This window comes from uncultured Polaribacter sp. (assembly GCF_947503875.1).
Taxonomy (GTDB): domain Bacteria; phylum Bacteroidota; class Bacteroidia; order Flavobacteriales; family Flavobacteriaceae; genus Polaribacter.
This window is the reverse complement of the sequence record NZ_CANNFH010000006.1, coordinates 133323-158962: the sequence shown is the minus strand read 5'-3', so window position 1 is coordinate 158962 and position 25640 is coordinate 133323. Positions and strand designations below refer to the sequence as shown.

The following is a 25640-nucleotide window of genomic DNA, read 5'->3' as shown; positions in this document are numbered from 1 at the left end:
CTTAATTAAATTAAAATATATTGAATTCATTACGTAATTCGAAACTAGACAAATACCGGTAAAAATGAAGAAACTAACAGAATTCGAAATCAATAAAAAATTGGAAAAATTAGTTGACTGGGAATATTATGACAACGCATTACACACAGATTTTGAGTTTGATAATTTCAAAGACTGCATGTCTGCTATGAATAGAATTGCTTTTGAGTGTGAGGCATTAAACCATCATCCAGAATGGACAAATATTTACAATACTTTAGACATTACTTTAACCACACATGATGCAGATGGTGTTACAGAACTCGATTTTAAATTGGCTAAAGCCATTAATAATATTGTTGAAGTTGAAGAGGAATAATCCTTAAAAAAACAATTGAATTAGTATATTTGACTTGTGAAAAAAACAATTTTATATTGCTTCCTATTGTTATTTGGTTTCTCAGCCTGTGAAAAGGATGATTTCTGTGTTCAAAACCCGGTAACGCCCAAATTGATTATTCGTTTTTACGATAGTACCAATAGAGAAACTCCAAAAAGAGTTCAAGGTCTTCATATTTCTACTGAAGCCAATACAGATACCATTGCAAGATACAATAATGTAAGTTTAGACAGCATTGCCATACCTTTAGACCCAAATGCACAAGAGACTATATTTAATTTATCTAAAAATAACGTGGTAAATCAATTTTCTGTGGAATATGATATTCAGGAGGAATATGTTTCGCGTTCTTGCGGCTTTAAATTGGTATTTAATAATGTAGAATTTACATCGCCAAACAACACTTGGTTTGTAGAATTTACGCCATCTACAATTCTTAATTTAGATAATCAAAACACAGCGCATGTACAAATATTTCACTAGTCTTGTTTTATTATTTGTTGTTGTTGCTAGTTTTGGGCAACAAAAAAAGGATAGTCTTTTTACAAAAAAATCTGACACCTTAAAATACAAAACAACTTATGGTTTAAGGCTTGGAGTAGATATAAGTAGACCAATTTTAGCCAGTTTAAATTCAGATTATACAGGTTTTGAAATTGTTGGAGACTATAGAATAAAGAAAAACTTATATATAGCAGCAGAAGTTGGTTTTGAAGAAGAGACTACCGAAGAATTTAGAGTAAGTAACTCAACTTCCAAAGGAAATTTTATAAGATTAGGTATCAACTATAACGCTTATAAAAACTGGTTAAATATGAATAACGAAGTTTTTATTGGTTACAGATATGGTTTTGCTTTATTTAATCAAACCTTAAATAGTTTTACGCCAAATGTTTCAGATCCAGCCAATAATAATTTTTTTACTGCTGCAGAAAATGAAGTAAACGCTACAACAGAAAACTTAAATGCGCATTGGTCTGAATTAATGGTAGGTGTAAAAGTAGAAACCTTAAAAAATGTTTTTGTAGGATTTAACGTTTCCTATAAAATTATGATGTCTGTAAAAGATCCCGAAAACTTTAAATCTTTATTTGCGCCAGGTTTTAATAGAATTTTTGAAACAAATACTGGTTTTGGTTTCAACTACACCATTTCTTATCAAATTCCGTTTACTAAAAAATAAGTATTTTAATAAAACTCTAAATTTTAGTAACTTTAGCTACTCTTTTTAAAATTTTAAAAAATGAATACAATTCCTAGTGTAAACTTAGTAGACTTTTTGTCTGAAGATCCACAAAAAAAACAAAAATTTATAAATGAGATTGGTAACGCCTATGAAAACATAGGTTTTGTTGCTTTAAAAGGTCATTTTTTAGATGAAAAATTGGTATCTGATTTATATTCAGAAATTAAGAACTTCTTTGAATTGCCTCTAGAAACAAAAGAAAAGTATGAAATTCCAGGAATTGGTGGACAAAGAGGTTACGTTTCTTTTGGTAAAGAGTCTGCAAAAGGAAAAAAAGAAGCCGATTTAAAAGAGTTTTGGCATTTTGGGCAATATGTAGAAAATGATACAGAAAAAGCCAAAGAATATCCAGAAAATGTTTTGATTGATGAACTACCAAAATTTAATGAAGTTGGTAAACAAGCTTATAAAATGTTAGAAAAAACAGCAAAATATGTTTTGCGCTCTCTAGCATTGCATTTAGGTTTAGAAGAAACGTATTTTGATGATTATATAAAAAATGGGAATAGTATTTTACGCCCAATACACTATCCTCCAATAAAAACAGAGCCAAAAGGAGCAGAAAGAGCTGCTGCACATGGAGATATCAATTTAATTACGCTATTAATGGGTGCACAAGGTAAAGGTTTACAAGTGCAAAATAACAATGGAGATTGGATAGATGCCATGGCTGAGCCAAATGAATTAATGATTAATGTGGGTGATATGTTGTCTAGACATAGCAACAACAAATTAAAATCTACCATTCATAGAGTTGTAAATCCGCCCAAAGAAATGTGGGGAACTTCTCGTTATTCTATACCTTTCTTTATGCATCCTGTTTCTGAAATGAAATTAGATGTTTTAGAAAATTGTATTGATAGTAAAAATCCTAAGAAATTTGGAGATATTACTGCAGGACAATTTCTTGATGAACGTTTAAAAGAATTGGGGTTAAAAAAATAGTTATCCCCTCTTAATCTCCCCAAAGGGGAGAAAATCGAACTAAAAAATAATAATCACAAAAAACACACAACAGTGTCCCTTCCCTTTGGGAAGGTTAGGATGGGAAAATGGACTTAAAAGATCAATTAAAAAACTTGTTTCCAGAGCATAAAGAAACAGAGGTGCTAAAAGAAAAAAAATCTAACATTTGGTTACAAGACGACCCTATTATTTGCAAATACGAAAAACGTAAGGGAAAACCCATAACTATTTTAGAAGGTTATACAGGTGCAACAGCTGATTTTAAAATTCTTGCGAAAGAAATTAAAACAAAGCTTTCTGTTGGTGGTAGTTTTAAAGATGATAAAATTATAATTCAAGGCGATTATAGAGATAAAATTATGCAAATGCTAAAAGACAAAGGGTTTAAAGTAAAACGTGTTGGCGGCTAATTTTATACGAATCAATTTTATTTGAAAACCGATATTTTACATATTACTAATGGAGATACCACCACAAACTATCTCAAAAAATTAAATTTCTCTGGAAATTTTATTACTTGGAGAGAAATGTTGTGCGAAGGCAAAACAGTAGCAGATGTTGGTAGTGATTTATTTTGGAAAACTAGATTTCGTTTTTTAAATACCACATATAACATAAGTAAACAACAATTTAAAGCATATACCATAAATGAATACCAGCAACTTTTTGGTTTAAGAGAAAGTAGGCAGATTATTTTATGGTTCGATTCTGACTTATTTTGTCAAATAAACCTTTTGGGGTTACTTAGTTGGTTAAAAAAATACCATAAAGCGTCTGATGTCTTTTTAATTTGTGGTGATAAAGTTAATCATAATAAAAAACTATTTTCCTTTACAGAACTTTCTAAAGCACAAATAACAAAACATTATAACAATAAAACACTGCTCTCTGAAGAAGATATTGCTTATGCAGCTTATGTTTGGCAGTTGTATTGCTCTAAAAATCCGTTACGAATAGAAACAGTAATTAAACAAAGGCAAAATACCACATTTATTTACTTAGAAAATGCTTTAAAACTTCATTTGCAAAGATTTCCTTCTGTAGAAAACGGATTGAATAATTTAGAACAATTTGTACTTAAAACTGTAAAAAATGGCACCTTTTCTTCTAAAAAAGAATTGGTTTTAAAACTATTAAAAGAGCAAGAAGTGTTTGGTTTTGGAGATATACAATATCTAAATTGTATACAACAATTAACAGCTCTTTTTTCGAATTTAAATCCTGTAATATTAGCTAAAAAAGGGGAAGAAGTTTTAAACAACAAAATTATTTTTTTAAGCCAGTTACCAGATAAAAATCAATATTTTGGTGGAGCATATAAATATAACTTTGTATATAATAATACCACCAAAAAACTGATGAAAAACACAAACTAAAATATGAGTTTAAAACAATCTGAATTAATATTAAATGAAAATGGCAGCGTTTATCATTTAAATTTGTTGCCTGAAAATATAGCAGAAGATATTATTTTTGTTGGAGACCAAGAGCGTGTGGCAACTGTTACAGATTATTTTGAAACCATTGAATTTACCACACAAAAAAGAGAGTTTAAAACCACTACAGGCAGATATAAAGGCAAAAGATTAACCGTAATTTCTACAGGTATTGGTCCAGATAATATAGATATCGTTTTAAACGAATTAGATGCTTTAGTAAATATAGATTTACCTACTAGAACTATAAAAACAAAGTTAACACAACTTAATATTGTAAGAATTGGCACATCTGGCGCTTTGCAAAAAAATATTCCTGTAGATTCTTTTTTACTTAGTTCTTATGGGTTAGATTTAAACGGAATGTTGCATGCATACAAAATTGAACCCATTGTTCACAAAGCAATAGAAGATGCCTTTATTAAGCATACCAATTGGAATGCTAATAAAGCCAGACCTATTCTTGTAAAAAATAGTAGTACATTAGAAAATAAATTAAAATCTAAAAATACCTTTATTGGCATTACTGCAACCGCAGGAGGCTTTTATGGACCCCAAGGTAGGGTTTTGCGTTTGGCTTTAGCAGACGAAAGTTTAAACCATAAAATAGATAGTTTTCACTTTAATAACCATGTAATTTGTAATTTAGAAATGGAAACTTCTGCAATTTATGGTTTATCTAAGCTATTAGGCCATAAAGCCTGTTCTATGAATGCTATTTTGGCAAATAGAGCTACAGGAACTTTTAGTAAAAATCCTAAAAAAATTGTGCAAGAATTAATTTTGTATACTTTAAATAAGTTAGCAAAATAAATGTTTAAAGATGAAAGAAATATTCGATTTTATATAAAAGTGGAAGATTTGATACTTTTTAAAACATTAATGCGAGAAAACAACATACCTATTAAAAATGAAATTGAAACATTTACAAACACCAATAGTCTAGTTTTTTACGCTTTAGAACAAGATTTCTTAAAAATAGATATAGTTTGTGTTAAAAATAATATTGAAATTATAGATAATATAACTCCTTATTTTACTACAAACTTTAATTTTAGAAAATTACCAAAATCAATATTAGTAATCTTAAAAATTATACTTTTTATTATAATTTTATTTTTTATGCTTCAATAATGTTATGACAAATTTAAAAGTTGGTGGCGTACCAGAACATTTTAATTACCCTTGGTACTTAACTTTAAAAAATAAAGAATATACCAAAGCAAATATAAATTTACGTTGGCAAGATTTCCCTGGTGGAACAGGACAAATGTGCAAAGCTTTAAGAGAAGGTTCTCTAGACATTGCTATTGTTTTAACAGAAGGTATTATTAAAGATATTGCAAACGGAAATCCATCTAAAATTGTACAAACTTTTGTAAAAACGCCTTTAATTTGGGGCATACATGTTGCTGCTAATTCTAATTTTAAAAATATTGCAGACTTAGAACATGCTACAATTGCTATTAGTAGATTTGGTTCTGGTTCGCATTTAATGGCTATTGTTAATGCTTACAACCAAGGTTGGAATATAGAAAAGTTGAAGTTTAAAGTAATTGGTAATTTACAAGGTGGTATTGCTGCTTTAAAAAATGGTGAAGCCGATTATTTTATGTGGGAACATTTTACTACCAAACCTTTGGTAGATAATGGTACTTTTAGAAGAATAGACGACTGCCCTACTCCTTGGCCTTGTTTTGTAATTGCTGTTAGAAATGAAGTTTTAGAAAAGAACTTTGCAGAAGTACAAAAGGTTTTAAATATAATAAATGCACAAACTACAGGTTTTAAAAATATTAAAAATATTGATGAAATTTTAGCAGAAAGATACGAACAGAAGATTGAGGACATACAAAAATGGCTAAAAATTACATCGTGGAATGAGGGAAAACCGATTACTAAAAATTTAGTAACCCGCATTCAAAATAAAATGATTAAGTTTAACGTTATTGAAGAAAAGAAAAATTCGGGTGAGTTCATAAAAAATATGTACTTTTAACCTTTAAATTATATTAAAATGAAAAAAGTAGTATTTGTTGCAATTTGTAGTATAGGAATAATTTGTTTTTCTTCTTGCAGAAGCACTTCTAAACCTTGTGGTTTAGCAGATATAGAAATTAACCAAACAACATTAAAACAAATAGATGTAATGTAATTTTATTTGTTTCTTAATTTCAAATTCAACGAATCCGCTTTTTGTAGCGGATTTCTTGGTTTAAAAAGGCTATTTGTTGGCTTTAGTAAGTAAAGCTAACAAACTAGTTTAGCCTAGATTGAAGCCTTTCGATTGCGCTCATCAGGACAGGCTTCTGTTTGAGCTCTCACGCTTTTGGGCGTGAAGCGAGTGCTAGAAGCTGGAACCTGCCTGTCGCCAAACAGCATAGCTTCAAGAAATATTACTCAAATTTTTCCATAACAGCATCACTTACGCCCATGTTTGAGAAACCACCATCGTGAAACAAATTTTGCAGTGTAACTTTTTTGGTTAAATCTGAAAATAGAGAAATGGTATAATCTGCACAATCTGCAGCAGATGCATTGCCTAAAGGGCTCATTTTTTCTGCATAGGCTATAAAACCATCAAAACCTTTAACGCCTGTACCTGCAGTTGTTGGTGTTGGCGATTGTGAAATGGTATTTACACGTACCTTAAAATCTCTACCAAAATAGTAGCCAAAACTGCGTGCAATGCTTTCTAAAAAGGCTTTATTGTCTGCCATATCATTATAATCTGGAAAAACTCTTTGTGCTGCCATGTAGGATAAAGCGACAATACTTCCCCAATTATTCATGGATTTTTTATGGTACAAAACATTCATTAACTTATGAAACGAAACTGCGGAAACGTCCCAACCTTTTGTGGTAAAATCGTAGTTTGGGTCTGTATAATGTTTCTTTTTTCTAACGTTTACAGACATGCCTATAGAGTGTAAAACAAAGTCTATTTTGCCACCTAAAATTTGTGTTGCCTTTTCTAATAAATGTTCTAGATCTGAAACAGAAGTGGCATCTGCAGGAATTATTGTGGCTTTAGTTTTGTTGGCTAATATTTCTAAATTACCCATTCTTATTGCAGCTGGTGCATTGGTAAGTACAAATTCTGCACCTTGTTCAAATGCTTTTTCTGCTGTTTTCCAGGCAATAGAATTCTCGTTTAATGCGCCAAAAATAATTCCTTTTTTACCTTTTAATAAGTTTTGCATTTTGGTTGTTAGTTTGTGGTTTGTGGTTTGTGGTTTGTGGTTTGTGGTTTGTGGTTTGTGGTTTGTGGTTTGTGGTTTGTGGTTTGTGGTTTAAATTATATTTTTTGGCGAAAAAACAATATTTTATTGTGAATAATTTGTGTTTTTTTCTTCTTATTCCTCAATATTCACTATTGACTATTCACTATTCACTTCTTACGCTTCACTCCTACTTTCTTTACTCTAAAAAAACTAATTCAGTAATTCTTTTGCGTGGGTTAATGCAGATTCAGAAATATCTTTACCACTTAGCATTTCTGCTATTTCTACAACCCTCTCTTGGGTAGAAAGTTCTTTTAAATTTGTTGTTGTAACACCTGCAACCTCTTTTTTAAATACTTTATAATGGTTTGCCCCTTTTGCCGCAATTTGTGGTAAGTGTGTAATGGCAATTACCTGCATATTTGTGCTCATTTGCTGCATAATTGCTGCTATTTTATTGGAAACTTCCCCTGAAACTCCTGTATCTATTTCATCAAAAATTATAGTTGGCAATTTTGTGTTTTCAGACAAGACTTGTTTTACTGCTAGCATTATTCTGGACAATTCTCCACCAGAGGCAACTTTTTTAAGTTCACCAAAATTACCGCCTTTGTTTGCAGAAAATAAAAACTCTAAATTGTCTTTTCCGTTAGCAAAATAAATAATTGTTTGTTTTATATTGATAGAAAAACGTGCGTTTTCCATACCTAAATCTCCCAAAATAGTTTCTAGCTGTTTTGTTAGTTTTGGTATTGCTTTTTTTCTTGCTGTGGTTAATAAATCTGCAACTTTATCTAACTTTTCTGAAACCTCGTGAATTTCTCTCTTTTTTTGTAAAATAGTATCTGCTGCAGAGGCTACTTGTTCTACTTTTGTTGCAAGTTCTTCATACACTTGCAACAATTGAGCATTAGAACTTACATAATGCTTCTTCTGTAAATTGTATAATAGTTGCAATCTATCATTTATTTCTTCTGCTTCATTGGGATTAAAATCTACATTTTCGTTTGCACTTTCTAATTCTGTAACAATATCATCTATTTCTATTTTTACAGAGGTAATTCTATTAGCTAACTCTTGATATTCTCTAGAAAATGAGGCTATCTTAGAAATTTTAAATTCTAGTGTATTTAGTAAATTTTGTAAGCCAACTTCTTCATTTATAGAGATTTCTAAACTTTCAGCTATATTTAGTTTAATATCTTCTATGTTATTTAGTTTCTCTAATTTTTCTTCTAAAATCTCCTGTTCTTCTTCTTTTATATTTGCTTCTTCTAATTCTTTAAAAAGATGCAAATTATAATCGTATTGCTTATTGGCTTCTTTTTGTTGTTCTTCTAAATCTTCTAATTCTTTTTTTAATTGATTTAGTTTTAAAAATCCCTTTTTATAAGAAGTAAGGCGTTGTTGGTTTTTTGCCAAAGCATCTATAATTGCAAATTGAAAAGTAGCGTCTGATAATTCTGTAGTTTGATGTTGTGAGTGCACATCAATCAACTTGGTTCTTAAGCTATTTAAAACACTTAAGGTTATTGGTGTATCATTTACAAAAGCACGAGATTTACCAGAAGGTAATATTTCTCTTCTTATAATAGTTTCTGCTTCGTAATCTAAATCTGCGGCTTCAAAAAAACTTTCTAAGCTATAGTTAGAAATGGCAACTTTAGCTTCTACAATACATTTTTTTGTAGTGTCTTTTAGAGAAGATAAATCTGCTCTATTACCAAGAACTAAACCTAACGCACCTAACAAAATAGATTTTCCTGCACCAGTTTCACCTGTTATAATAGATAAGCCAGAAGAAAAATCTATTGATAAACTGTTAATTAATGCGTAGTTATTTATGGTTAATTGTGTAAGCAAATTTCTATAATTTTTAAAGTCTAAAATTAATGAAAATTTGTTGAATTTTACAAAATCAAACAGAAATAAAATGAAGTAAAAGTGTTAATTAAACTTACTCCAACTTGGATTGTTGTTTGGGGAAATTCTTTTTAAAGCTTGCAGTAAACGTTGTTTTCTCTTGGTTTCTGTAGGTTCTGAATATAAATTTACCAATTCTTCTGATTTTGCATCAAAAAAGACTCTAATTAAATAATTACCAACACTTTTGTTAAAGATAGATTCTAAAGAAAGTACACTATCTTCTATTTGTTGTTGTGCAATAACTTTAGAACTTATTAAATTATCCATGCCTTTTCTATGATAATCGTATAAAGTTTTTCTGTATGCTTTTAATTTTGAAGACAATAAATTATCTATAAGTAGAAATCTATTTTGTTTACCAACCACGTTTTGCCAAGATGCAATACCACTTTGTTGCGCTTGTAACATAGCGTTTTGTGCTTCTTTTAATTCTGGCTCTCCACCATACAAAGCAAACGTATCTGCATCCAAGCCTAAAATAACATATACATAAAAAACTACGGTAGATATTAAATTACTATCATACTGGTTTTTATTGTAAAAAATAGGATCAAATTCATTGTACTTAAAATTGAATTCGTTGTCTTTTAAGTTTAATACTGGCGCTGCATAACTTGAGTTATAAACTGGTCTTGTAGATTGTACCTGTAAAGTTGCTGTAAAATTGTTATCGTTTCTAGAAGTTACAATTATGGTCATTGCACAGTCTATACGTTCTTCAGACTTTACCGTTTTATTAGTCCATTTTGTTTGGTTAATATACTCTGTTAATGCTTTTTGTAATGTACCAAATACTTGCTGGTTAGAACCTGCAATTTGATCTGAGTTTATGGTTACCAAACAATTTAATTCTTGCCCAATTCCGTTGAAAACGAATAAAAAAAATAAAAAAAGTAATGCAGTCTTGCGCATATAATTTAAATTGTTGTTTTCTTAAAAGTAATTCTAAAGTTAAAATTAAAAAAAAAATGTTTCTGTACAATAATACTTTTTATGTATTCTATTGGTTTTTAACTATAAGCTAATTCTGTTAAGAATCTCATTGATAATATCTACAGCAACTGCTGCTTTTGATTTTAATTCAAAGGGTTTCTCAGCTAAAGTTTTATCAATAAAAGTAATTTTATTGGTATTAGAAGCAAAACCTGCACCTTTGTCTTGTAATGAATTTAATACAATAGCATCTAAATTTTTTCTTTCTAATTTAGATTTTGCATTTTCTAGCTCGTTATTTGTTTCTAAAGCAAAACCTACTAAAAACTGATTTTCTTTAATTTTGCCTAAAGAAGCTAAAATGTCTTTTGTTGGTTCTAATGCTATATCTAACGTTGAGTCTTTCTTTTTTATTTTACTCGTTGCTACGTTTTTTGGTCTATAATCTGCAACAGCTGCAGCAAGTATGGCAATATCTACATCTTTAAAATATTTGTGTGCTGCTGTATACATTTCTTCCGCAGAAACTACATCTATTCTGTGTACTAAATTATGTTGTATTTGTTGATGACTAGGACCACAAATCAAAAATACTTCTGCACCTAAATTTGCTGCAACATTTGCGATAGCAAAACCCATTTTACCTGAAGAGTGATTACCAATAAAACGGACAGGATCTATAGCTTCATAAGTTGGCCCTGTTGTTAACAACAACTTTTTACCTCTTAATGGTAATTTATTTAAAATATCCTTTTCAATAAAAGTAACAATATCTTGCGGTTCTGCCATTCTACCTTCGCCTACTAAACCAGAAGCTAATTCGCCAGAAGTGGCAGGAATCATAATATTACCAAAAGACTGTAATTTATTTAGACTTTCTTTTGTAGAAGGGTGAATATACATATCCAAATCCATAGCAGGTGCAAAATATACAGGGCATTTTGCTGATAAATAAGTAGCTAATAACAAATTATTACAAGTACCATTTGCCATTTTAGACAACGTATTGGCTGTTGCTGGTGCAATTAGCATATAATCTGCCCAAAGACCTAATTCCACGTGATTATTCCACATTTCGTTCTCGTCTTCTTTTGCATAAAACGCTGAGTTTACTGGATTTTTAGAAAGTGTAGAAAGTGTGAGAGGTGTTATAAAATCTTTAGACGCAGGAGTCATAATTACTTTAACCTCTGCGTCTAATTTTATAAATAAACGAACTAAACTAGCCGTTTTATAAGCTGCTATACCAGCTGTGATTCCTAAAAGAATTTTTTTTCCTCTGAAAACAGACATTTACTCTGTTTCTGGTGTTCTGTGGTATACTTTATTATTTAACCATTCATCTACAGCAAGTGCCGTAGGTTTTGGCAATCTTTCGTAAAACTTAGAAACTTCAATTTGTTCTTTATTTTCAAAAACCTCTTCTAAAGAATCGTTATAAGTAGCAAACTCATCTAACTTATCTACCAATTCTCTTTTTAAATCAGAGTTTATTTGTTCTGCTCTCTTAGAAATGATTGAAATCGCTTCATAAATATTTTCCGTAGCAGCTTCTATCTCATTTTTATTATACGTAATTGTACTTAAAGCCGCATTTGTTTCTTTATAATCCATATCTTATTTTGTGGTTTCCTTTTTTAATTTTTCTATTTTCTCAATAATAGCGTCTATCCTTACTTCTTCCTTTTTCAAAGTTGCTAACATTTCTTTAGCTTCCTTCATATGCTCAGACTCTGGAAAACTATTGGCAAATTTTTCGTAAGCATCAATAGCTACTGTAATACGTTGTTTCTTTCTTCTATCTGTACTTTCTAATTCAAAGTCGTGAGCAGCTTTAAATTTTAAAAACAAGGCCTCTTCTTTAAAACTAGTTCCTAAATAATCTTCTAAAAGATTATCTACAGCCTGCATAGCTGCTTTATAATTTCTTTTATCGTAATCTGCTGTTCTATAATATGTTTTAGCAATTTCAAATTGTTTCTTTTCTAACTTATATCTTAATTCACTGTAATAAGTATTTGCTTCATCAATTTTATCTGAATCTGGGTACGTATTAATAAAATTTTGAAAAGATTCTAGTGCTTTATTTGTATCTGTTGGATCTAAACTAAATCTAGGTGAAGCCAGCTTATAACTGTAAGCGGATAGAAATGCAGCCTCTTCTATCTTAGAACTTTTTGGATAACTTTTTACAAATCTATCAAAATAATAACCGGAAGTGGGATAGTTTTTAACATTAAATTCAGATTGTGCAGTCATAAAAGAAATACGTTCCATTTGAGGTTTTCCTCTATAGGTAGGACCAACCTTTTCAAACAAACGCAATGCCTTACTGTATTTTTGACTCTCGTACAATTTTACAGCCAACTTATACTGCTCTTCTGTAGTACCTTTATTTAATACTTTTTGATACTCGCCACAAGAGGCAAGTAACAAGCTAAACAATACTAAAAACGTTAAATTTTTAATTTTTTGCATCGGGCAAAATTAGTGATTAATTATGGATTATAAAAACAATTATTTCTAGTTGAATAATTTTATTTTTTCTAAACTAAAACCTTAATATTTCTAACGTAGAATTAGATATTAACAAGCGCTACTTTTTTTATAAAATTATTTCTTTACAACGTAAAATATAAGACTTAATTGTGCAACACAATAATCTCTAAAAATTCTGAATTGAAAGTGTATTTTCTGCTAAATGTTTGTTAATCTATTTTAAAACTTTTTACAAAAGCTGCAATTTGTTCTTGTAAATTGTTAGATGCTTTAACAAGTGGTAAACGAACTGCATTCTTACAGATGTCTAATTCTTGTAAAACTGTCTTAACACCTGCAGGATTATTTTCTGCAAAAATTAAATCAACAATTTGCATCATTTTAAAATGAATGGCATAACCTGCTTTATTTTTCCCTTGTAAACCACAATTTATTAAAGTAGAAAACTCTTTTGGATAAGCTTGTCCTATAACCGAAATTACACCAGAACCACCAGCCAAAGTAACTCCTAATGCTAAATCATCATCACCAGAAATAACTAAAAAACCTGAAGGTTTATCTCTAATTAATTCTAAATATTGCTGCATATTGTTGCCTGCTTCTTTAACACCAACAACATTTTTAAAATCATTTGCTAATTTTAGTGTTGTTTCTGTATCCATATTTTTGGCTGTTCTACCAGGAACATTATACAAAATAATTGGTTTTTCTGTAGCTTGTGCAATTGCTTTAAAATGTTGATAGAAACCTTCTTGTGTTGGTTTGCTGTAATATGGTGCTACAGATAAAATACCGTCTATATTAGATAAATCTGTGGTTTTAATATCATCTATAACTGCAAGTGTATTGTTACCTCCTATACCCAAAACCAATGGTAATCTACCTGCATTTGTTTTTACAATAGCGTCTATAATTTGTTTTCTTTCTTGTTTGGTAATAGTTGCACTCTCTGCAGTAGTGCCATTTATTACCAAATAATTGGTACCATTAGCAATGTTATATTCTACTAATTTTTCAAGCGCAGTAAAATCTATACTTAAATCTTCTTTAAATGGGGTTATTAAAGCAACTCCTGTACCTACAAACTTTTGCATTTTTAAATATTTTAGATAGCAAAACTACAATTTTAAGATGATATTTCGATGTGTTTTTAAGCATTAATAACAAGAATAAACAACTTTAAAAGGAAAGTTAAATTTTACAATTTATTTAAAATTATAAGGTATTTTTTTAGTTCTAATAAAAAACCGCTTACATTTTCTATATTTTCAGAAAACTCCATAAGATACAAGTCTTCATTCACATTTGAAAAACCAACTTTAAACCTTGCTTTAGACTGCGCTACTGCACTTTCTAAAAACACATTACTTTCACTAAAATAACCTATTAATAAATCAAAAGGTTTGTTCAAAAAATTTTTAAATTCAGGTTGTGTAAACTCTCCTTTTAAGTTGATGTCTTTTTCTGTAAACTGTTGCTTGGTAATTTCCTCTTTTGGTAGCACTTTTACCAAATTATATTGAGTAACACCTTTAACTTGCAATTCACGCTCTATTTCTAATGCTAAATTTATTTTTGATGCTACTGCTAGACTTGTTACAATACCAATTGTTTGTATTTTTTTTACTTCGGAAACTTGCTTTTGTTGCTGATTAGAAATTAACTGAAGTAATTTTTTCTTTAAAATTTTCTCTTTAAAACCTTGTAGCATTTAATAAGTGTTGAATTAGGACTTTTAATAATGGTATCTATTTTTTTATCATTTCTAATAAAATAAACTGATTTAATTGTTTTCCGTAAAGTTTAAAATTATCATCAGCAACCAAAATTAAGGAAACATTTCCATTTTCTAACTCAGGTCCAAAGGTTATTCCTTCAATATTGTCTATAATACCTTCTGTTAATTTATCTTTATAATCTTTAAAATCTAGCAACAAACGTTTTTTAATAGGTATATATCTAGTGTTCTGCAAAGCTGTTGTATTTAAAATGTTAGAGGTGTTTTTGGTAATTTCTGCATCAAATATTCTTATTATATTACCATAAGCACCATAATTACTTTGGTAAGTTCTTTCTATTATTAAAAACTTGTTGGTTGCATAAGCTAAAATTGCAGTTACCCCATTTACATTCACATTTCCCTTTGCAGGTTTTGTTATGGGCTCTAATTCATAAGCAAATTGTTTGGTTGCTTTTCTAGAAAAAGCATCAAAATAGGTAATTCTTACTGGAGATTGTGTTGTTTTAAATTTTGGTTCTTCTCCATCACTTTTTAATGGCGCTTCCATAGCAACCCAAAAACCATTATGAGCTATATCTTTAGAAGAACCTTCAAAAACCCCATTATGTCTTATATTGCTTAGGTTCTGGAATGATTTTGGTAAATCAACTTCATTTTTAAAATTACCGCTAAAATCTGTTGTAAAAATTAAAGGTCTTTTATTTTTATTAATAGAACCTTCACTCGTAAAATTAATTTGCTGCTTTGCTAAATCTATAAAAATAGATTCTAAATCTAAGTAATTGTTACTGTCAATATTTTTCAGATAAAGAGCTTTTTTAAAAACTATAGTATCAATACGTTTGTTTTTTATGTTTATGCTTGCTTTTAAAAATCTTGGGGCTTTAGGGTCATCTACAACTATATAATAAAAATTATTAGCATAGTCTATACCTGAAAGTCCACCAACCTTAGTAGAATCATTAAGCACATTACTTTTTAACACATACTCATGTAAAAAAGCAAGTTTTACATTACTTTTTACTACACAAGCTTGCAATAATAGAGCAGTTAAAAATAAAAGAAAACCAAATTTTCTCATAATTATTACTTTAAATTAAATTTTGTTTTACAATCATTAGATGTTTTCTATAATCATTAACCCCAGTTAAGTACATCTTTTAAAAAATAATTTGCCCTAAAAGAATTATGATAATTAAAAGTACTTAAAACCGGTAAATAACCTTATTTATGTTTGTAGCCCTAATAATTAAACATAAATTCTTATAACATTTACTCCTATCTAAAAAAGCAATTCCGCAAAACGAAATTACTTTTTTAGATTTTATAAGGTTTTTCTATTATCGTCAGACTTTGTATCTATTAATTTATTGTAGGGATCTATACCTACTTCTGTTGGTTTTTCATCAACAATTATAGAAACCTTATTATTTATGGTAGTAATTTTATGTTTTTTAAAGTACAATTGTTTCTCCTTCTTTTTACCATCAATTTCCTCTTCTGTAAAAATACCCAAATCTATATAATCTGCTAAAGGCACAGATAAAAGTGGCTTATTCATTTTTTCTGTTTGATAAGACAAGGTATCTCCTACTTGCTCACCATAAAACTTTTTTCCTTTTTCATCATTTCTATATTTAGAAACTTCAAATTCTATATCTACTTTATATTTACCGTTTTCTAATGCTGTAGATTTTACATCTACAATTCTATTTTTGTATAAAGTTATGGTTTCAAACATGTCTTTAATTACGTATTGTAAAGAATCTGGCGTAACCTTTCGTATGTAATCTACCATTTCTATAGAAGTTGTATACGGTGGTTCTTGAAATGCTACTTTTTCTACATATTTTTTAAGCGCTCCGTTTAACTTTTTTTCTCCTATATAATCACTTAAAGCATAAAAAACTAAAGATCCTTTTTGGTAGCGAATATAACCTTGCCCATCATTATACATTAATGGTTTTTCTCTTTTAGTTTCAAATGTTCTTTGCATTAAATATGCATCTAAAGATTGTTTTAAAAACTTGCGCATTTTTTCTTTTCCATGTTGATGTTCTAAAACTTTTAAAGAAACATATTCAGACAAACTTTCAGACAACATAGTCGCCCCTAAAACATCTGCACCAATAACTTGATGTGCCCACCATTGATGTGCAACTTCGTGCGCAGTTACTGCAAACGGATAATCTACACCGTCTTCATTTTCTTCATCTACATCTGCAATAAAACCAAAGCCTTCAGAGAACGGAATTGTATTAGCAAAAGCTTGTGCAAATGTACCGCCAGTTCTTGGAAATTCTATAATTCTTGCTTGTCTGTGTTGATAAGGACTAAAGTGTTCTGCATTGTATTGCAAGGATGCTTTCATACCTTTCATCATTCTATCTAAATTATAGGTATGTGGTTTGTGATAATAAATTTCTAAACTAATGCCATTCCATTTTTCTTTTTTTACCTCATATCTTGCAGAGTTAAAGGCGTAAAAATTTAATATTTTACTATCCATTTTATAATGGAAATATTTTCTGCCGTCTTTTACCCATTCTTTTTGTAAATAACCTGGTGCAATTGCAATTTGATCTTCTGAGGTAGAAACAGTTGCTTCAAAATCTATCCAATCACTATCTTTAGAAATATAAGTATTGCCTAAAGCAGTAGAATCTGATGGATGTGGACGTAAATTATTTTTAGGTAAATCGTATTTTTCCCTTGTTTTATCGTCTCTTAATTCGCCAACAGAAGAATACCCCAAAGAAGGAAAAATACCATTGTTTATAAACGTACCGTTTTCTCTTACAGGAGATCTTCTTCTAAAAGTTGTGTTTTCTTTACTTTTAATAGTTACAGAAAGCTCTAAAGAATCTCCTGGTTGTAATTTTTGTTCTAGTTGATAAATATCAAAATGAAAAACAGTATCTTCTAATACCAAATTATTTGGTTTATTAAACTCAAAGGTAGTTTCTAAAGAATTGTGATTTAAGAAAACACTATCTATAGCTTTATTGGTTTTATTAACCATTTTAAAAACTGCAGACGCTTTGTAGGTTCTCTTTTTGGGGAAAATATCCATATTTGCTACCACACCAACTATCCTTGGTTGTTTGTAATTCTCAAATTTTTTATATGTTTTTTCCCATTTTACAGCGTCTAATTCTGCTTGTTTAGAACTAGAGTTTTTAGAATCTGATTTTGTAGCTTGGTAAATAGTAACACCTAAACTTAAAAAAGCAATAAAAAAGAGACTAAAAGCTGCTATTTGTGGTAATTTAAAACGTTTAGTTGCTATAGAAAGTCGCTCAGAAAAATTATTAGGTATTCCCCTAACCCACATTAATAAACTTAATATTAGTAATAAGGTTCCTCCTAAAATCCAATACAATTTATACCATAAATATCTTGGTAAAGCAGAGCCATAACCATTCATATCTGAATAGCTAAACCCTGGACCTTCATTGTACTTAAACACTGCTAATTCTATACCTATTAAACTAGAAAGCGGAATTACAATCGTTAAAATTAACAATACAAAAAAGCCTAAATATTGATTTTTAAATAAGGTTTGTATAAAAATGGCTAAAAATGCCCACACTGCATAATTCAAAAACTTTAAACCAAACAATTCTTTAACATAGTGCATTATTTCATAATCATAAAACCCTTTATAGGTTTGAAACAAAATACCAGCCACCATAATTACAGCCAATAAAACCAATTGCATTTTTAATATTGCAATAAATTTAGAAAATAGCAAAGCCCAATTTGGTATGGGTGTGCTGTCTACTAAATGATTCATTTTAACAGTTCTTGCTCTTTGTATTAACATACCTGCATACAAAAAAGTACATAAATTTATAATTAATGTAAAAGTTGCACCTCCTGTTAACATTTGCCAAGTAACTGGCAATGTTTTAGTTCCAAAAATTTCTCCAATTCCAAATAAAGCGATAACCAATATTAAAATACCAACAAGAAGAATACATATAAAAGGTAAACTTTTAAAAATGTATTTAAACTCCAATACAGAAAGTCTCCAAGTAGTTTTTAAATTTTGTAGAAAAGAATAATCGTAAGAAACTTTAGTTAACTCTATGGTTGTAATACCACTAAAATTAGTTTTGGTAACACGTTCTCCTTTCCTTTTCTTAAAAGAAATGGTTAATGCATTCTGACTAAATTTAAAATATTTATACACCAGGCCAAATATTAAAGAAGATATGGCTAACCAAAATAAACGATTGTAAATAATGTATTCTTTTATAGGAATCTGCAACTCATTTTGCTCAGACATTGTCCAATATTTGGTGTATTTTTCTATAGCAGAAGACCCAAAAGGATCTAAAATTGCCAACCAATTTGCTTGTTCTGGTTCTGATAAGATACCTCCTATTGCTCCTTGAAAAAATAGTAAAATAATAACCGTAATAAAACCTGCACCAATATTTCTAGAAAAAGTAACGACTGCAAAAACTACGGCACCAAAAAACAATACATTTGGTAAAATAAAAACCAAATAAGACTGTGCGTAGGTAACAAAATTAAAACTACCAACCAAATCTTGATTGGTACCTGGAAAACGAAAACCAATAAAAAGACCGAATGCAATTACCAAAACAATTGCAGAAACCACTACAATACCACTAAAAAACTTGGCAAATAAATAATTTGCTTTGGTAAATGGATAAGAAAACAAAATGGTATGCATTTCACTTTTAAAATCTCTGTATATAGAAACCCCTATAATTGAAGGGAACAAAAAGAAAATAAATACGGTTAATGCATTAAAAAGACCTGTAATTTGTATAGGTGAATTTACAATTCTAGAAGAGCCTGTGGTTCCGTTTATGCCATCAAACAAACCAGCTGTAGTTCCCGCAATAAAAAAAGATAATAATAAAAAAATAATGATGTAGATATAAAGTAAAGGCTTGTTAAACCAATATTTTAATTCTTGTTTAAATATTGTTGAAAACATATTTTTAGATTGTTAGATAATTAGAAAGTAAGATTTTTAGATTGTCGGATTATTTTAGTATTTCCAACTTTTAAACTTTCAACTTTTAGACTAATATTGGTTCGTCTTGTTTTAAAGCTATAAAATACACATCATCTAGTTGTGGTTTAGCTGCTATAAATTCTTCAGAAGGTTTTTCTTCTGAATATACTCTAATGTTTAAAGTATTATCCGCATTAAAACTTCTAGACAACACATTGTACAATTTCATATGTTCTTCTAAATCTTCTTTTACTATAGCTTTTGTAAAAATTGTTCCTTCTAATTCTTGCGTTGCTTTTTGTGGCGTGGTGTGTTTTAGTATTTTTCCGCCGTTTAAAACCGCCATTTCATTACACAATTCCTTTACATCTTCTACAATATGGGTAGAAAATATTATGGTACAATTACTACCTACTTCTCTTAAAACATTTAAAAACTTGTGCCTTTCTGCAGGATCTAAACCAGCTGTAGGTTCATCTACAATTATTAACTTTGGGTTGTTTAATAACAATTGTGCAATCCCAAAGCGTTGTTTCATTCCACCCGAGTAACCTGCCACATATTTTCTTCTTACATCATACAAATTGGTAATTTCTAAAACCTCTTTTACAATAGTTGCTCTTTCTGTTTTATTTGAAATTCCTTTTAAAGTGGCAAAATAATCTAACAAATCTTCTGCAGACATTTTAGGATATACGCCAAAAGATTGTGGCAAATAACCCAATACTTTTCTAAGCGACATGTTATCTTCTAAAACATTAATATCTCCAAATTTTATGCTACCAGAATCCGGACTTTGTAAAGTGGCTATGGTTCGCATTAAAGAAGATTTACCAGCACCATTTGGCCCAAGCAAACCAAACATTCCTGTTCCAATTTCTAAACTTAAATTATCTATGGCTTTAACTCCGTTTTTATAGGTCTTTGTTAAATTTTCTATTACTAATTTCATATCAATTGGTTATTTTAGTTGCTTTTTAATTGTTACTGTTGATGATTTTGTAAAGTCACCATCTTTCATTTCTTCTTTAAAAATAACATTTAAAAAATCATAAGAATCTAATTTTAGTAAACTCTGTTTGGTTTCAAATTTAATAACTTCACTGTGTTTGTGCATTCTTTCATTAGACATCATACTTAAGTCTTTTACTTTAAAAGTTAAGTTTAAACCGGTTTTAGAAATACCAAAGTTTCTATCTAAAGAAGTACCTACAAGAAGTTTTTCAAAATCAAAAATGGTTTGTAATTTTTTCTCAAAACCTGTTTTACCAATTTTAAAATTGGGTGAAGGTGGTGTGTTTTTAGGTGAATTGTTCACATTACAACTCGCAAAAAATAGCATTAGAAATACCAGGAAGAATTTTGAATTATGCTTCATATTTTAAAAAATTAAATATAAGTGTTTTATCAGTATTCTGCTAGTGCTTTTTGTTACATTTTTTATGACAATTTTAATGCAATTGCTAAAAAAACGTTTTATTTTTACCAAGAACAAAGAACAATAGAAATTCTACAAAACAATTAATAATGGCAGAAAAATCAATATTAAATAAAAAATCTTTAGACTTTTTAGAGAAATACTTAAATAATGCTGCTCCAACAGGTTATGAGTGGGAAGGCCAAAAAATTTGGATGGATTATTTAAAACCTTATGTAGACACTTTTATTACAGATACTTATGGTTCTGCAGTTGGTGTAATCAATCCAGATGCAAAATACAAAGTAGTTATAGAAGGTCATGCAGATGAAATTTCTTGGTATGTAAATTACATATCAGATAATGGCTTAATTTACGTGATCAGAAACGGAGGTTCAGATCATCAAATTGCGCCAAGTAAAGTAGTTAATATTCATACTAAAAACGGAATTGTAAAAGGTGTTTTTGGTTGGCCAGCAATACACACTAGAGATAAATCTAATGAGCAAGCTCCAAAACCAGACAATATTTTTATAGATACAGGCTGCGCTACCAAAGAAGAAGTTTTGGCTTTAGGCGTTCATGTGGGTTGTGTAATTACGTATCCAGATGAATTTCACATTTTAAATGGAGACAAATTTGTATGTAGAGCTTTAGACAACAGAATGGGTGGTTTTATGATTGCTGAAGTAGCACGTTTGTTAAAAGAAAACAAAAAAGAATTGCCTTTTGGTTTATATGTTACCAATGCTGTACAAGAAGAAATTGGTTTGCGTGGTGCAGAAATGATAACCCAAACCATTAAACCAAATGTTGCTATTGTTACAGATGTAACTCATGATACTACAACACCAATGATTGAGCAAAAAAAAGCGGGTCATTTAGAAATTGGTAAAGGTCCTGTTGTAGCTTATGCTCCTGCAGTGCAACAAAAATTAAGAGATTTAATTACAGAAACTGCAGAAGAAAAGAAAATTCCTTTTCAACGTTCTGCACTTTCTAGAGCCACAGGAACAGACACAGATGCTTTTGCTTACAGCAATGGTGGTGTAGCTTCTGCTTTAATTTCTTTACCTTTAAGATACATGCATACTACTGTGGAAATGGTGCATAGAGATGATGTAGAAAATGTAATTAAAATGATTTACGAAACATTATTAAATATTAAAGACGGAGAGACTTTTTCTTATTTTGATTAATCCTATTCCATGCCTTTCCTAAGGAAAGGGCTTTTAAATTTAGAAGTGTCATTTCGAAATGAGCTTCTTTAGGCGATTGAGAAATCTCATAATTCTATTAATTAATTATGAGATTTTTCATTTCGTATAAATTACAATTTTACTTCATAAAAAATGGATGAACTTATAGACATACTTACTCCCGACGGAAAACCAACAGGAAAAACTGCTCTAAAATCTGAAGCGCATAAAAACGGCTGGTTTCATGCTACTGTGCATATTTGGTTATTTACTAAAGATGAAAAAATATTACTCCAAAAAAGAGCTATAACTAAAAAAGTGTTTCCTGGCTTATGGGATATTTCTGTGGCAGGACATATTGGTGCAGGAGAATCTGTTTTAGAAAGTGCCAAAAGAGAAGTTTTAGAAGAAATTGGCTTATCACTAAATGAAAACGATTTTATTAAAATTGGCACAAGAATTCATCAAGTAGCGCATGCAAACGGAATTAAAGACAATGAACACCATCATGTTTTTATTGCCGAATTAAAAGTACCTGTTTCTAAATTAAAAGTTCAAGAAGAGGAAGTTGATGATATAAAATTGTTTGATTTAACTGTTTTAAAAGATACAAAAAACCTCGAAAACGTTTTGCTTTCAAGGTTTCATGAATATTATGTTGGTGTTTATGAGAAGATTATAAATCATCTAAAATGAATAATATTAATTCTCTCCACAAATAAATTTATCGTAAATTATTTAACGGGTTTTGCATAAAAACTATCGGCTAACTTTGCATTACTTAATAAAGGTAACGTGAATTCTGTTGCTGGCCTTGCAGGTTCTGTTGGGTTTCCTTTTTCATCTTTTTTATACCAAGTAATTGCTTTTGGTAACACCAAACCTGTTGAACTCTCCCAAGAATTATAACGAATTAAACTATATTTTTCACTCGGTTTTTTAGAACTAAAAGTTACCGTATAAGCCAACCACTCCATTTTATAGCTTTTTGGGTTGTAATAAATAATATAGTTGTCATCTGGTGAAGTTCCTTTGTCTGACGCATAAGAAATTTTATAACCTGGATAATTTACACCTTCAAAAACTAAATCTTCTACTTTAGTGTACGTAATTCCGTCATCTGCTAAAACAAAAGGCATTGCATAAAAATAGAAATACAAATTGTAATAAAAAGCTGGATTACCTTTGTATGTTCCTTCTTTTTCTTCATCTAGCCAAACTTTTCCATTTTGATATCCTAAAGAAAAATTAGGAGAATTTACAACAATATCTCTTGTATGTAAATCTGTAGTATGTACTTCTTCGCCTTTATTAAAAGACAAGACTTTTGCTTTTTTCCAAACATCAATGCCACCGTGCGCTTTAAAAACTTTAGCTAATTCTGCAGGATAATTTTCTGAAACAATTTCTTGTTTTGTAGTTTCATCGGTATCTTTTTTAGTTTCATTTTTACAAGATAAAATTGTAATTGCTACTAAGAATATAAAGGCGTATTTTTTCATGATTGTATTGGTTTTATGTTGATTTTCCTAAAGTCGATTTTAAAGACTACTACTTACAAAAATAAGAAATGTTTAGTTATTTATAACGTTATTTACTGGTCTTCGACAAGCTCAGACTGACTTGGTATGTTTTATTGATATATTTGAAAATAAGTAACTTTTAAAAGCTTAAACAACCTTCTTAACAAAACGGAGTCACACTGAGCTTGTCGAAGTGTTTTCCATATCATGATGAATACTAAATAGTTGGTCTTCGACAAGCTCAGACTGAATTAGTTATTATTAATTGAGAATATTTAAGTTGTAAGACCACGCTTTTCAGCGTGGTTAGTTCGACTTGCAATTTTTAATGCGTTGCTTTGCAACTTTTAAAAATTGAGTCTCACTAAATCCTACTTTGATAGGTATACAAATCAAAATATCTGCCTTGTTTTGCTATTAGCTCATCATGTGTGCCTCTTTCTGCGATTTTTCCGGCTTCAATTACCAAAATTTGATCTGCTTTTTTTATAGTACTTAATCTGTGCGCAATTACAATGGTAGTTCTATCTTTTATTAATTCTGATAAACTTTTCTGAATTAAAGCTTCACTTTCTGTATCTAAATTTGATGTGGCTTCGTCTAATATAATTATTTTAGGATTTGCTAATATAGCTCTTGCAATTGCCAAACGTTGCCTTTGTCCGCCAGATAATTTTATACCTCGCTCGCCAATTAAGGTATCTAAACCATCCTCAAATCTGTCTGTAAATTCGTTTACATAGGCTGCATTTACAGCATTTTGCAACTCTTCTTCTGTAGCGTTTGGTTTTGGAAATAAAATATTTTCTCTAATTGAACCTTCAAACAGAAATTCGTCTTGTAAAACTACACCCAAGTGTTTTCTAAAACTGTTTAACTTTACTTTGGATAAATTATGATTGTCTATAGTAACTACACCCGACTTTGGATTTAAAAAAGTAGCAGATAAACCTGCAATAGTAGATTTACCTGAACCAGAACTACCCACCAAAGCCGTTACAGAACCAGCAGGAACGTTAAAATTGATATTATGCAATACTTCTTTTCCTTCATCATAAGCAAAAGAAACATTCTCGAAATTTAGTGCCCCTTTTAGATTTTCTAGTTCAATTGTTCTGTCTTTATCATCTTCTTCTGCAGGTAAATTCATTAATTCTTCTGTTCTGTCTAAACCTGCCAAAGCTTCTGTAAGCTGACTCCCAATATTGCTCATTTGCACAATTGGTGCTACCATAAATGCAAGCAAAAATGTAAATTGTACAAAATCTCCAAAAGTTAAGGTTCCTTGCATCATAAAATAACCGCCAATTCCCATAACTCCTGTTGTTGCCAAACCAATTAAAAAAGTGGAAGCACTCGTCATAATTGCAGTGGCTGTCATGCTTTTTTTAACGTTTACGAAAATTTCTGCAACGCCTTTTTCAAAGATTTCTGTTTCTTGTGCTTCTGCATTAAAAGCTTTTATAACTCTAATTCCGCCTAAAGTTTCTGTTAAACGTCCTTTTACCTCTGCATTTATTTTTCCTCTTGCTCTAAAAATTGGGCGAATGTAATTGAAAGATTTTAAAGCAATTAAACCAAAAATAGATAATGGAACGAAGGTAAAAACGGTCATCCAAACATTCATTTTTAAGAGAATTACTAAGGTTAAAATGGCAGTAAAAGAACCACCAATTAATTGTACCAAACCTGTACCAATTAAGTTTCTAACACCTTCTACATCACTCATAATTCTAGAAACTAAAGCACCAGATTTTGTGTTATCGAAAAAACTGATTGGCAAAGACAACACCTTTTTTTGCACTTGTGCTCTTAATTCTGATATTAAATATTGCGCTTGAATACTTAATATTTTTGTAAGTAAAAATGAAGTAATGGCTTGCACTGAAATGGCTGCAATTACAACTCCAATTACAAGATATAATTGATTAAAATCTTTTTTAGGAACAACCTCATCTAACAAAACTTTACTTTGTAATGGTAATACAAAACCCGATAAACTTCTAATAATAATTAAAATTAAACCAATAAAAACCAAATTTCGCCTTGGCCAAATAATGGTTTTAAACGCTTGTTTTAAAGTTACTTTTGGTTTGGTTTTACTCTTTTTAGATTCTTTTAAATGTTGCATATTTAGAAATAGTCAATTTTTATG

26 protein-coding genes are annotated in these 25640 nt (G+C 29.9%); 12 read left to right on the top strand and 14 right to left on the bottom strand.

Annotation, left to right across the window (positions count from 1 at the left end; all coding sequences use genetic code 11):
• Positions 1-64 precede the first annotated feature (64 nt).
• From Q0684_RS11385 to Q0684_RS11340, 10 genes are all read left to right on the top strand, one after another.
• Positions 65-358 carry a 4a-hydroxytetrahydrobiopterin dehydratase gene (locus Q0684_RS11385; protein ID WP_299016741.1) on the top strand — a complete coding sequence of 98 codons (294 nt, stop codon included), beginning with the start codon at positions 65-67 and terminating at the stop codon, positions 356-358.
• A 132-nt stretch (positions 359-490) separates the two neighbouring features.
• Positions 491-862 carry a DUF6452 family protein gene (locus Q0684_RS11380; RefSeq protein WP_299016740.1) on the top strand — a complete coding sequence of 124 codons (372 nt, stop codon included), beginning with the start codon at positions 491-493 and terminating at the stop codon, positions 860-862.
• Positions 843-1562, top strand: a complete 720-nt coding sequence (locus Q0684_RS11375) for a DUF6048 family protein (protein ID WP_299016739.1) — start codon at positions 843-845, stop codon at positions 1560-1562. The genes Q0684_RS11380 and Q0684_RS11375 overlap by 20 nt, the downstream gene beginning before the upstream one ends.
• A 60-nt stretch (positions 1563-1622) precedes the next feature.
• Positions 1623-2570 (top strand): 2-oxoglutarate and iron-dependent oxygenase domain-containing protein, encoded by a 948-nt coding sequence (locus Q0684_RS11370; protein ID WP_299016738.1) that lies wholly within the window; start codon positions 1623-1625, stop codon positions 2568-2570.
• A gap of 107 nt (positions 2571-2677) precedes the next feature.
• Positions 2678-3001 carry a translation initiation factor gene (locus Q0684_RS11365; protein ID WP_299016730.1) on the top strand — a complete coding sequence of 108 codons (324 nt, stop codon included), beginning with the start codon at positions 2678-2680 and terminating at the stop codon, positions 2999-3001.
• Between the two features lie 21 nt (positions 3002-3022).
• Positions 3023-3967, top strand: coding sequence for a DUF1835 domain-containing protein (locus tag Q0684_RS11360; protein WP_299016728.1), 945 nt, complete (start codon positions 3023-3025; stop codon positions 3965-3967).
• A gap of 3 nt (positions 3968-3970) precedes the next feature.
• Complete coding sequence (locus tag Q0684_RS11355; protein ID WP_299016726.1) at positions 3971-4840, top strand: nucleoside phosphorylase; 870 nt, start codon at positions 3971-3973, stop codon at positions 4838-4840.
• Positions 4841-5161, top strand: a complete 321-nt coding sequence (locus Q0684_RS11350) for a hypothetical protein (RefSeq protein WP_299016724.1) — start codon at positions 4841-4843, stop codon at positions 5159-5161.
• A gap of 4 nt (positions 5162-5165) precedes the next feature.
• On the top strand, positions 5166-6026 hold the full coding sequence (locus tag Q0684_RS11345) for a substrate-binding domain-containing protein (RefSeq protein ID WP_299016721.1): 861 nt from the start codon (positions 5166-5168) through the stop codon (positions 6024-6026).
• 18 nt (positions 6027-6044) lie between these two features.
• Positions 6045-6182 carry a hypothetical protein gene (locus Q0684_RS11340; protein ID WP_299016719.1) on the top strand — a complete coding sequence of 46 codons (138 nt, stop codon included), beginning with the start codon at positions 6045-6047 and terminating at the stop codon, positions 6180-6182.
• A gap of 241 nt (positions 6183-6423) precedes the next feature.
• On the opposite strand, the gene Q0684_RS11335 is transcribed toward Q0684_RS11340, so the two are convergent.
• The 12 genes from Q0684_RS11335 to Q0684_RS11280 form a co-directional block, all read right to left on the bottom strand.
• Positions 6424-7230: an SDR family oxidoreductase gene (locus tag Q0684_RS11335; protein WP_299016717.1), complete on the bottom strand. Its 807-nt coding sequence runs from the start codon at positions 7228-7230 to the stop codon at positions 6424-6426.
• Between the two features lie 231 nt (positions 7231-7461).
• Positions 7462-9114 carry a DNA repair protein RecN gene (recN, locus tag Q0684_RS11330; RefSeq protein WP_299016715.1) on the bottom strand — a complete coding sequence of 551 codons (1653 nt, stop codon included), beginning with the start codon at positions 9112-9114 and terminating at the stop codon, positions 7462-7464.
• Positions 9115-9198: 84 nt separating this feature from the next.
• Positions 9199-10089 carry a DUF4835 family protein gene (locus tag Q0684_RS11325; RefSeq protein ID WP_299016713.1) on the bottom strand — a complete coding sequence of 297 codons (891 nt, stop codon included), beginning with the start codon at positions 10087-10089 and terminating at the stop codon, positions 9199-9201.
• Between the two features lie 102 nt (positions 10090-10191).
• Positions 10192-11403, bottom strand: coding sequence for a bifunctional phosphopantothenoylcysteine decarboxylase/phosphopantothenate--cysteine ligase CoaBC (gene coaBC / locus Q0684_RS11320; protein WP_299016710.1), 1212 nt, complete (start codon positions 11401-11403; stop codon positions 10192-10194).
• Positions 11404-11724, bottom strand: coding sequence for a DNA-directed RNA polymerase subunit omega (locus tag Q0684_RS11315; protein ID WP_299016708.1), 321 nt, complete (start codon positions 11722-11724; stop codon positions 11404-11406).
• 3 nt (positions 11725-11727) lie between these two features.
• Entirely contained in the window at positions 11728-12588 is an 861-nt protein-coding gene (gene bamD, locus Q0684_RS11310; protein WP_299016706.1) for an outer membrane protein assembly factor BamD, read from the bottom strand.
• A gap of 230 nt (positions 12589-12818) precedes the next feature.
• Complete coding sequence (dapA, locus tag Q0684_RS11305; protein WP_299016704.1) at positions 12819-13703, bottom strand: 4-hydroxy-tetrahydrodipicolinate synthase; 885 nt, start codon at positions 13701-13703, stop codon at positions 12819-12821.
• Positions 13704-13807: 104 nt separating this feature from the next.
• On the bottom strand, positions 13808-14320 hold the full coding sequence (locus tag Q0684_RS11300) for a hypothetical protein (RefSeq protein ID WP_299016699.1): 513 nt from the start codon (positions 14318-14320) through the stop codon (positions 13808-13810).
• A gap of 37 nt (positions 14321-14357) precedes the next feature.
• Complete coding sequence (locus tag Q0684_RS11295) at positions 14358-15431, bottom strand: esterase-like activity of phytase family protein (protein WP_299016697.1); 1074 nt, start codon at positions 15429-15431, stop codon at positions 14358-14360.
• A gap of 243 nt (positions 15432-15674) precedes the next feature.
• On the bottom strand, positions 15675-19325 hold the full coding sequence (locus Q0684_RS11290) for a M1 family aminopeptidase (RefSeq protein WP_299016695.1): 3651 nt from the start codon (positions 19323-19325) through the stop codon (positions 15675-15677).
• An 85-nt stretch (positions 19326-19410) separates the two neighbouring features.
• Positions 19411-20298 carry an ABC transporter ATP-binding protein gene (locus Q0684_RS11285; protein WP_299016692.1) on the bottom strand — a complete coding sequence of 296 codons (888 nt, stop codon included), beginning with the start codon at positions 20296-20298 and terminating at the stop codon, positions 19411-19413.
• A 9-nt stretch (positions 20299-20307) separates the two neighbouring features.
• Positions 20308-20724: a hypothetical protein gene (locus Q0684_RS11280; protein ID WP_299016689.1), complete on the bottom strand. Its 417-nt coding sequence runs from the start codon at positions 20722-20724 to the stop codon at positions 20308-20310.
• 149 nt (positions 20725-20873) lie between these two features.
• Between Q0684_RS11280 and Q0684_RS11275 the strand changes: the two genes are divergently transcribed.
• Together Q0684_RS11275 and Q0684_RS11270 are read left to right on the top strand one after the other, a co-directional pair.
• Positions 20874-21962, top strand: a complete 1089-nt coding sequence (locus Q0684_RS11275; RefSeq protein WP_299016686.1) for a M42 family metallopeptidase — start codon at positions 20874-20876, stop codon at positions 21960-21962.
• A gap of 153 nt (positions 21963-22115) precedes the next feature.
• The gene (locus Q0684_RS11270; RefSeq protein ID WP_299016681.1) at positions 22116-22658 is read left to right on the top strand and encodes an NUDIX domain-containing protein; all 543 of its coding nucleotides are present in this window, start codon (positions 22116-22118) and stop codon (positions 22656-22658) included.
• Positions 22659-22696: 38 nt separating this feature from the next.
• On the opposite strand, the gene Q0684_RS11265 is transcribed toward Q0684_RS11270, so the two are convergent.
• Both Q0684_RS11265 and Q0684_RS11260 read right to left on the bottom strand, forming a co-directional pair.
• On the bottom strand, positions 22697-23464 hold the full coding sequence (locus Q0684_RS11265; RefSeq protein WP_299016679.1) for a DUF6503 family protein: 768 nt from the start codon (positions 23462-23464) through the stop codon (positions 22697-22699).
• Positions 23465-23849: 385 nt separating this feature from the next.
• Positions 23850-25616: an ABC transporter ATP-binding protein gene (locus Q0684_RS11260; RefSeq protein WP_299016677.1), complete on the bottom strand. Its 1767-nt coding sequence runs from the start codon at positions 25614-25616 to the stop codon at positions 23850-23852.
• Positions 25617-25640: the final 24 nt, after the last annotated feature.

Coding starts and splice junctions, on each gene's coding strand:
- Q0684_RS11385 (WP_299016741.1), top strand. CDS start 65: ATGAAGAAACTAACAGAATTCGAAATCAATAAAAAATTGGAAAAATTA.
- Q0684_RS11375 (WP_299016739.1), top strand. CDS start 843: ATGTACAAATATTTCACTAGTCTTGTTTTATTATTTGTTGTTGTTGCT.
- Q0684_RS11370 (WP_299016738.1), top strand. CDS start 1,623: ATGAATACAATTCCTAGTGTAAACTTAGTAGACTTTTTGTCTGAAGAT.
- Q0684_RS11365 (WP_299016730.1), top strand. CDS start 2,678: ATGGACTTAAAAGATCAATTAAAAAACTTGTTTCCAGAGCATAAAGAA.
- Q0684_RS11355 (WP_299016726.1), top strand. CDS start 3,971: ATGAGTTTAAAACAATCTGAATTAATATTAAATGAAAATGGCAGCGTT.
- Q0684_RS11350 (WP_299016724.1), top strand. CDS start 4,841: ATGTTTAAAGATGAAAGAAATATTCGATTTTATATAAAAGTGGAAGAT.
- Q0684_RS11345 (WP_299016721.1), top strand. CDS start 5,166: ATGACAAATTTAAAAGTTGGTGGCGTACCAGAACATTTTAATTACCCT.
- Q0684_RS11340 (WP_299016719.1), top strand. CDS start 6,045: ATGAAAAAAGTAGTATTTGTTGCAATTTGTAGTATAGGAATAATTTGT.
- Q0684_RS11335 (WP_299016717.1), bottom strand. CDS start 7,230: ATGCAAAACTTATTAAAAGGTAAAAAAGGAATTATTTTTGGCGCATTA.
- Q0684_RS11325 (WP_299016713.1), bottom strand. CDS start 10,089: ATGCGCAAGACTGCATTACTTTTTTTATTTTTTTTATTCGTTTTCAAC.
- coaBC (WP_299016710.1), bottom strand. CDS start 11,403: ATGTCTGTTTTCAGAGGAAAAAAAATTCTTTTAGGAATCACAGCTGGT.
- Q0684_RS11315 (WP_299016708.1), bottom strand. CDS start 11,724: ATGGATTATAAAGAAACAAATGCGGCTTTAAGTACAATTACGTATAAT.
- bamD (WP_299016706.1), bottom strand. CDS start 12,588: ATGCAAAAAATTAAAAATTTAACGTTTTTAGTATTGTTTAGCTTGTTA.
- dapA (WP_299016704.1), bottom strand. CDS start 13,703: ATGCAAAAGTTTGTAGGTACAGGAGTTGCTTTAATAACCCCATTTAAA.
- Q0684_RS11300 (WP_299016699.1), bottom strand. CDS start 14,320: ATGCTACAAGGTTTTAAAGAGAAAATTTTAAAGAAAAAATTACTTCAG.
- Q0684_RS11295 (WP_299016697.1), bottom strand. CDS start 15,431: ATGAGAAAATTTGGTTTTCTTTTATTTTTAACTGCTCTATTATTGCAA.
- Q0684_RS11290 (WP_299016695.1), bottom strand. CDS start 19,325: ATGTTTTCAACAATATTTAAACAAGAATTAAAATATTGGTTTAACAAG.
- Q0684_RS11285 (WP_299016692.1), bottom strand. CDS start 20,298: ATGAAATTAGTAATAGAAAATTTAACAAAGACCTATAAAAACGGAGTT.
- Q0684_RS11280 (WP_299016689.1), bottom strand. CDS start 20,724: ATGAAGCATAATTCAAAATTCTTCCTGGTATTTCTAATGCTATTTTTT.
- Q0684_RS11275 (WP_299016686.1), top strand. CDS start 20,874: ATGGCAGAAAAATCAATATTAAATAAAAAATCTTTAGACTTTTTAGAG.
- Q0684_RS11270 (WP_299016681.1), top strand. CDS start 22,116: ATGGATGAACTTATAGACATACTTACTCCCGACGGAAAACCAACAGGA.
- Q0684_RS11265 (WP_299016679.1), bottom strand. CDS start 23,464: ATGAAAAAATACGCCTTTATATTCTTAGTAGCAATTACAATTTTATCT.
- Q0684_RS11260 (WP_299016677.1), bottom strand. CDS start 25,616: ATGCAACATTTAAAAGAATCTAAAAAGAGTAAAACCAAACCAAAAGTA.